Below are 5,917 nucleotides of genomic sequence, written 5' to 3'. Positions count from 1 at the left end.
GTGGGGGCCGGGGCCGGTACGCTGCCAGGGCTGGCGCAACCCGCCAGCAGCCCGACGCAGGCCGCCAGCGTCACCATCCACGATGCACGGCACCGCCCTTCAATCCCACGCATTCGGAACCCCTTCCCTTTGACGTCACCCACCATGGACGACCAACCCGACCTTGACGCCGACCTGGACGGGGAATTCCCCGAGGAAGGCGATGATGCGGTGGCGCAGCCTACCGGCAGCGGCGCCATCCGTAAACCAGGGGCCGGGCTTTACATCGTCGCCACCCCCATCGGCAATGCCGGTGACATCACCTTGCGCGCGCTCGACATCCTGCGCGGTGTCGATGCCATCGCGTGCGAGGATACGCGCGTCACCGGCAAATTGCTGCGCCGATACGGCATCCGTACCCGTATGCTGCCCTATCATGACCATAACGCGGCGAAGATGCGCCCGGTTCTGCTGGACCGCGTGGCGCAGGGGCAGGCCATCGCGCTGGTCAGCGATGCCGGCACCCCGCTGGTCAGCGATCCGGGTTTCAAGCTGGTGCGCGAGGCGAAGGACAGGGGCCTGTCCCTGACGCACCTGCCGGGCGCCAACGCCGCCATCACGGCCCTGGTCCTGTCGGGCCTGCCCAGCGACCGGTTCCTGTTCGGCGGCTTCCTGCCCGCCAAATCGGCGGCACGCAGGACGGAACTGGACCTGTTCCGCACCCTGCCCGCCACCCTGATCTTCTATGAATCGGCACAGCGGCTGGCGGAGATGCTGGGCGACGTGGCCGCCAGCCTGGGCAACCGGGAGGTGGCGGTGGCCCGCGAACTGACCAAACTGTTTGAGGAGGTGCGGCGGGGCACGGCATCCGACCTGTCCGCCCATTATGCCGACAAGGGCCCGCCCAAAGGCGAGGTGGTGGTCGTGGTCGGCCCGCCGGCCGCCGACGCCGCCGCAACCGATGCCGCCGATATGGAGACCCTGCTGAAACAGGCTTTGCAGGGCGGGATGAGCGTGCGGGACGCCGCCGCCCATGTCGCCACCATCACGGGCCAGCCCAAGAAACAGGTCTATGCGCGGGCCCTACAACTGGGGACGGGGGGCGATGGCGCGGATCCGTGACCGTTTCGACCGCCGCCGCGCCGAACGTCTGGGTCGCATTGCCGAATGGCTCTGCTGCCTGGTGCTCTGGCTGAAGGGGTATCGCATCCTGGCCACCCGTCTGCGCCTGCCGGTCGGAGAGGTAGACATCATCGCTGCCAAGCGCGGCGTGCTGGCGGTGGTGGAGGTGAAGGCACGGCGCAACATGGTCCTGGCCCTGGCGTCATTGCCCCGCACCAGTTGGCGCCGGCGCTATGCCGCCATCAGCCAGTTCGTGGCCCACCGCCCGCATCTGGCGCATCACGCCATCCGGTTCGACCTGATGGCGGTGCTGCCCCGGCGCCTGCCCCGCCATATAAAGGATGTCTGGCGGATCGAAGGGCCGTAGGCCACGCCCCCGACGGCGGATGCCGCCGGGGAAATCGCCCTCACCTCTGGTCAGTGATGATCCTCCGGCACCGGCCGGTCCGACAGGTACACCTGCCCGCCCTTCTCCTTGAACGCCACTGACATGGCCGCCATCCCTTCCTGCGCCGCCGCATAATCGCGCACTTCCTGCGTGATCTTCATGGAGCAGAATTTCGGCCCGCACATGGAGCAGAAATGCGCCAGCTTGGCCCCTTCGGCCGGCAGGGTCTGGTCGTGGTATTTCTCCGCCGTCTCGGGGTCCAGTGACAGGTTGAACTGGTCGCGCCAGCGGAATTCGAAGCGGGCACGGCTCAAGGCGTCATCGCGTTCCTGCGCACCCGGATGGCCCTTGGCCAGATCGGCGGCATGGGCCGCCAGCTTGTAGGTGATCACCCCCACCTTCACATCGTCACGGTCGGGCAGGCCCAGATGTTCCTTGGGCGTGACATAGCAGAGCATGGAAGTACCGAACCAGCCGATCATGGCGGCCCCGATGCCGCTGGTGATGTGGTCGTAGCCCGGCGCGATGTCGGTGGTCAGCGGCCCCAGCGTGTAGAAGGGGGCCTCGCCGCAGACCTTCAACTGCTTGTCCATATTGGCCTTGATCTTGTGCATGGGCACATGGCCCGGCCCTTCGATCATCACCTGCACATCATGCTTCCAGGCGATCTGGGTCAGCTCGCCCAGCGTGTCCAGCTCCGCGAACTGGGCGGCGTCATTGGCATCGGCGATGCTGCCGGGGCGCAGGCCGTCACCCAGGGAGAAGGCGATGTCATACACCTTCATGATCTCGCAGATTTCCTCAAAATGCGTATAGAGGAAGTTCTCCTTGTGATGGGCCAGGCACCATTTGGCCATGATGGAGCCGCCGCGGCTGACGATGCCGGTCACGCGCTTGGCCGTCAGCGGGATATGGGCCAGCCGCACGCCGGCATGGATGGTGAAATAATCCACTCCCTGCTCCGCCTGTTCGATCAGCGTGTCGCGGAACAGCTCCCAGGTCAGGTCCTCCGCCTTGCCATTGACCTTTTCCAGCGCCTGATAGATGGGCACGGTGCCGATGGGTACGGGGCTGTTGCGGATGATCCACTCGCGGATCGTGTGGATATTGCGGCCCGTGGACAGGTCCATGACCGTATCGGCGCCCCAGCGGATGGCCCAGACCAGCTTGTCCACCTCATCCGCGACCGATGAGGTCACCGCCGAATTGCCGATATTGGCGTTGATCTTCACCAGGAAGTTCCGGCCGATGATCATCGGCTCCGTCTCCGGGTGGTTGATATTGTTGGGGATGATGGCGCGGCCGCGCGCAATCTCGTCCCGCACGAATTCCGGGGTCACGTAGTCAGGGATCGACGCCCCGAAATCCTCCCCATCGCGGCACCCCTGTTCGGCCAGCCTCGCACGGCCCAGATTCTCACGGATGGCGACATATTCCATCTCCGCCGTGATGATGCCTTTGCGGGCATAATGAAGCTGGGAGACATTGGCGCCGGCCTTGGCGCGCAGCGGCCGGCGGTCGGCGCGGTCGAACAGCGGCACGGGGCTCTCCTGCCCCTCACGCAGGCCATTATCCTCCGGCTTCACCTCGCGGCCGTCATAGGCCTCCACATCGCCGCGCGCCGTCACCCAGGACCGGCGCAGCTCGGGCAGGCCCAGGCGGATATCGGTACGCACGGCCGGGTCGGTAAAGGGGCCGGACGGATCATAGACGCGTACCGGCGGCTCATTGGCGCTGGGCGACAGGTCGATCTCGCGCATGGCCACGCGGAGTTCGGGAAAGTGCTCCCCCGCGACATAGACCTTGCGCGACGCCGGCAGCGGGCCGGTGGTCACGCGGAATTCGGGATCGGTAATATTGGTATCTGGCATCTGGACCTCCCTTGGTGTGGAGATCCGGGCATGCGCACGGGGTGCGGCGGCAATGTCAGGGCAGACGGGGCCCCTATGCTTCCATCCCTACGCCGGTACGACCCGGATCAGGTTCGAAGGGTTCCCGCGCCGGTGCCGCCCATTGGCGGTCCCTGCGGTGTCTCAGCCCCTTGCCGGGGTTCCCCTTGGACGGGTGGAAGGTGGGGGAGGAGGGGGGTAGGTGTCAAGCCAGATGGTTCGTTCAGGCAACCGCCGCGACAAGCCCCGCCGCCGCCAGAGCCAAGGCGGCCCAGCCCAAGCGGCGCCAGCGGCGACCCTCCCGCTCCCGCACGGCCGCCAGGGCCAGCACCGACTCGGGATGCAGGCGCAGGCCCCCACCCTCGGCCAGCATGTTGGCGGTGCGCTCCAGATCGCGTATCAGGCCGGGCAGGCGCCGGGCAATACCGGTGACATTGCCGATCAGGTCAGCAACGCGCGCCTCCGGCCCCCGGTTTTCGATCATCCAGCGTTCGATCAGGGGTCGGGACAGGTCCCACATGTTCACATGCGGGTTCAGGACACGACCCATGCCCTCCGCCGTCAGCATGCTTTTCTGAAGCAGCAGCAATTGCGGCTGCGTCTCCATCTGGAACTTCTCGGTCACCGCAAAAAGCTGGGCCAGCAGACGGCCGACGGAGATGTCGGACAGGGGTCGTCCATGCAGCGGTTCGCCGATGGACCGCACAGCCTGCTTGAACAATTCCTGATCCTGGGTGGCCGGCACGAATCCGGCATCGAAATGCACCTTGGCGACCAGATCATAATCCCGGTTCAAAAACCCGATCAGCATGTCGGCCAGGTACAGCCGCGTCTGTCGGTCAATACGGCCCATGATGCCGAAATCGACGGCCACCAGCCGTCCCTGCGGTGTCACGAACATATTGCCGGGATGCATGTCGGCATGGAAAAAGCCGTCGCGGAACACCTGATTGAAGAAGGCGTCCGCCGCATGGGCCAGCAACTGATCGGTCTGCAAACCGGCGGCGCGAATCTCTTCCACCTTGTCGATGGAAAAGCCGATGATGCGTTCCTGTGTCATCACGCGCTTGGCGGTGCGGTCCCAATCGATGCTGGGCACGCCGAAGGTGGCATCGCCGGTGAAATTGCCCCCCAGTTCCGAGGCCGCTGCCGCCTCCATCCGCAGGTCCATTTCCAGGGCGACCGTGCGGGCAAAGGTCTCCACCACCGCGACAGGCTTCAACCGCTTCAGCTTGGGCTGTACCCGCACCGCCCAGTCGGCCAGCCAGAGCAGCAGGTCGATATCCTGCTGAAACGCCGCCTCGATCCCCGGCCGCAGCACCTTCACGGCGACCAGCCGGCCATCCGGCGTCTCGGCGTAATGCACCTGCGCGATGCTGGCCGCCGCCACGGCATTGTCATCGAACCGGGCATAGAGTTCGGAGATGGGCCGTTCCAGCTCCGCCTCGATGATGGCGCGGGCATCGGTACCGGGGAAGGCCGGCAGCCGGTCGCGCAGTTCGGCCAGATCGTTGGCCACCTCCTCTCCCACCAGATCGGCGCGGATGGACAGGACCTGACCCAGCTTGATGAAGCTGGGGCCAAGGACCTGCAACGCCGCCGCCAGACGCTGTCCCGGACGGCCCGGCGCCTTGTCGCGGTTACCCAGCGACAGCAGGAAGGAGAGGAAGGGTGCCGAATCCCGGAACAGATCGACCGGCAGGGCGCCATGGCGCCCCAGGATGCGGCCGATGGCGACCATGCGGGCCAGATTGCGAAGCGCGCGCAGCATCCTCAGACGCGCCAGCCGGAATGGATACAGGCGATGCCCCCCGACAGGTTGCGCGCCCTGGCCCCCGTGAAGCCCGCGGCTTCGATCCGGCGGCACAATGCCTGCTGTTCGGGGAAGCGGCGGATGCTTTCCACCAGATACTGGTAACTCTCCCGGTCGCCCGCGACCATGCCGCCCAGGCGGGGCAGCAGGTGGAAGGAATAGCTGTCATAGATATCCCGCAGGACCGGGATCACGACATGGCTGAATTCCAGGCAGAAGAAGCGCCCACCGGGCTTCAGCACGCGCCGCGCCTCTGCCAGCGCCTTGTCGATGCGCGTCACGTTGCGCAGACCGAAGGCGATTGTATAAGCATCCATAGAGCGCGACGGGAACGGCAGATCCTCGGCATTGCCGACCGTCCAGTCGATGCCGGCCAGGATACCCTCATCCACGCCCCGGTCACGCCCCACCCGTACCATGGATTCGGTCAGGTCGCAGACGGTGACATTGGCCCCCGGCGCCTTCTTCTTCAGACGGAAGGCAATGTCGCCCGTGCCCCCGGCCACGTCCAGCAGGGCCTCACCCTCGCGCGGGCGGACCATATCGACGAACGCGTCCTTCCACAGCCGATGGATACCCATCGACATCAGGTCGTTCATCAGGTCGTATTTGCCGGCCACACTACCGAACACACCCTGGACCAGGGACGCCTTTTCGGTCGGGTCAATCTCCCGGAAGCCGAAGAAACGGCCTTCCTCCCCGGCGGGGGGACGGGGGGGCGTGCCT

General features: G+C 66.1%; 5 protein-coding genes and 1 riboswitch. Of the genes, 2 read left to right on the top strand and 3 right to left on the bottom strand.

Translation table 11 applies throughout. The annotated features are described in order from the left end of the window. Positions 1–144 precede the first annotated feature (144 nt). Positions 145–1,101, top strand: coding sequence for a 16S rRNA (cytidine(1402)-2'-O)-methyltransferase (gene rsmI / locus KBA48_RS31965; RefSeq protein ID WP_292912721.1), 957 nt, complete (start codon positions 145–147; stop codon positions 1,099–1,101). Then, entirely contained in the window at positions 1,085–1,468 is a 384-nt protein-coding gene (locus tag KBA48_RS31960) for a YraN family protein (protein WP_292912720.1), read from the top strand. The genes rsmI and KBA48_RS31960 overlap by 17 nt, the downstream gene beginning before the upstream one ends. Positions 1,469–1,518: 50 nt before the next feature. Here the strand turns inward: KBA48_RS31960 and thiC are convergent, their stop codons facing one another. The 3 genes from thiC to KBA48_RS31945 form a co-directional block, all read right to left on the bottom strand. After that, positions 1,519–3,360, bottom strand: coding sequence for a phosphomethylpyrimidine synthase ThiC (gene thiC, locus KBA48_RS31955; RefSeq protein WP_292912719.1), 1,842 nt, complete (start codon positions 3,358–3,360; stop codon positions 1,519–1,521). Positions 3,361–3,427: 67 nt separating this feature from the next. Next, a riboswitch (TPP riboswitch) is annotated at positions 3,428–3,556 on the bottom strand. A 45-nt stretch (positions 3,557–3,601) separates the two neighbouring features. Next, positions 3,602–5,149: a 2-polyprenylphenol 6-hydroxylase gene (gene ubiB, locus KBA48_RS31950; RefSeq protein ID WP_292912718.1), complete on the bottom strand. Its 1,548-nt coding sequence runs from the start codon at positions 5,147–5,149 to the stop codon at positions 3,602–3,604. 2 nt (positions 5,150–5,151) lie between these two features. Then, positions 5,152–5,917: class I SAM-dependent methyltransferase (locus tag KBA48_RS31945; RefSeq protein WP_367273905.1), on the bottom strand; the 766-nt coding region annotated here is incomplete at its 5' end.

It is taken from the genome of Niveispirillum sp. (assembly GCF_017996735.1).
Lineage (GTDB): Bacteria > Pseudomonadota > Alphaproteobacteria > Azospirillales > Azospirillaceae > Niveispirillum.
This window is presented reverse-complemented; position numbering and strand designations above follow the sequence as displayed.

Excerpts from the sequence above, each read along its gene's own strand:
- rsmI (WP_292912721.1), top strand. The coding sequence starts at position 145 with ATGGACGACCAACCCGACCTTGACGCCGACCTGGACGGGGAATTCCCC.
- KBA48_RS31960 (WP_292912720.1), top strand. The coding sequence starts at position 1,085 with ATGGCGCGGATCCGTGACCGTTTCGACCGCCGCCGCGCCGAACGTCTG.
- thiC (WP_292912719.1), bottom strand. The coding sequence starts at position 3,360 with ATGCCAGATACCAATATTACCGATCCCGAATTCCGCGTGACCACCGGC.
- ubiB (WP_292912718.1), bottom strand. The coding sequence starts at position 5,149 with ATGCTGCGCGCGCTTCGCAATCTGGCCCGCATGGTCGCCATCGGCCGC.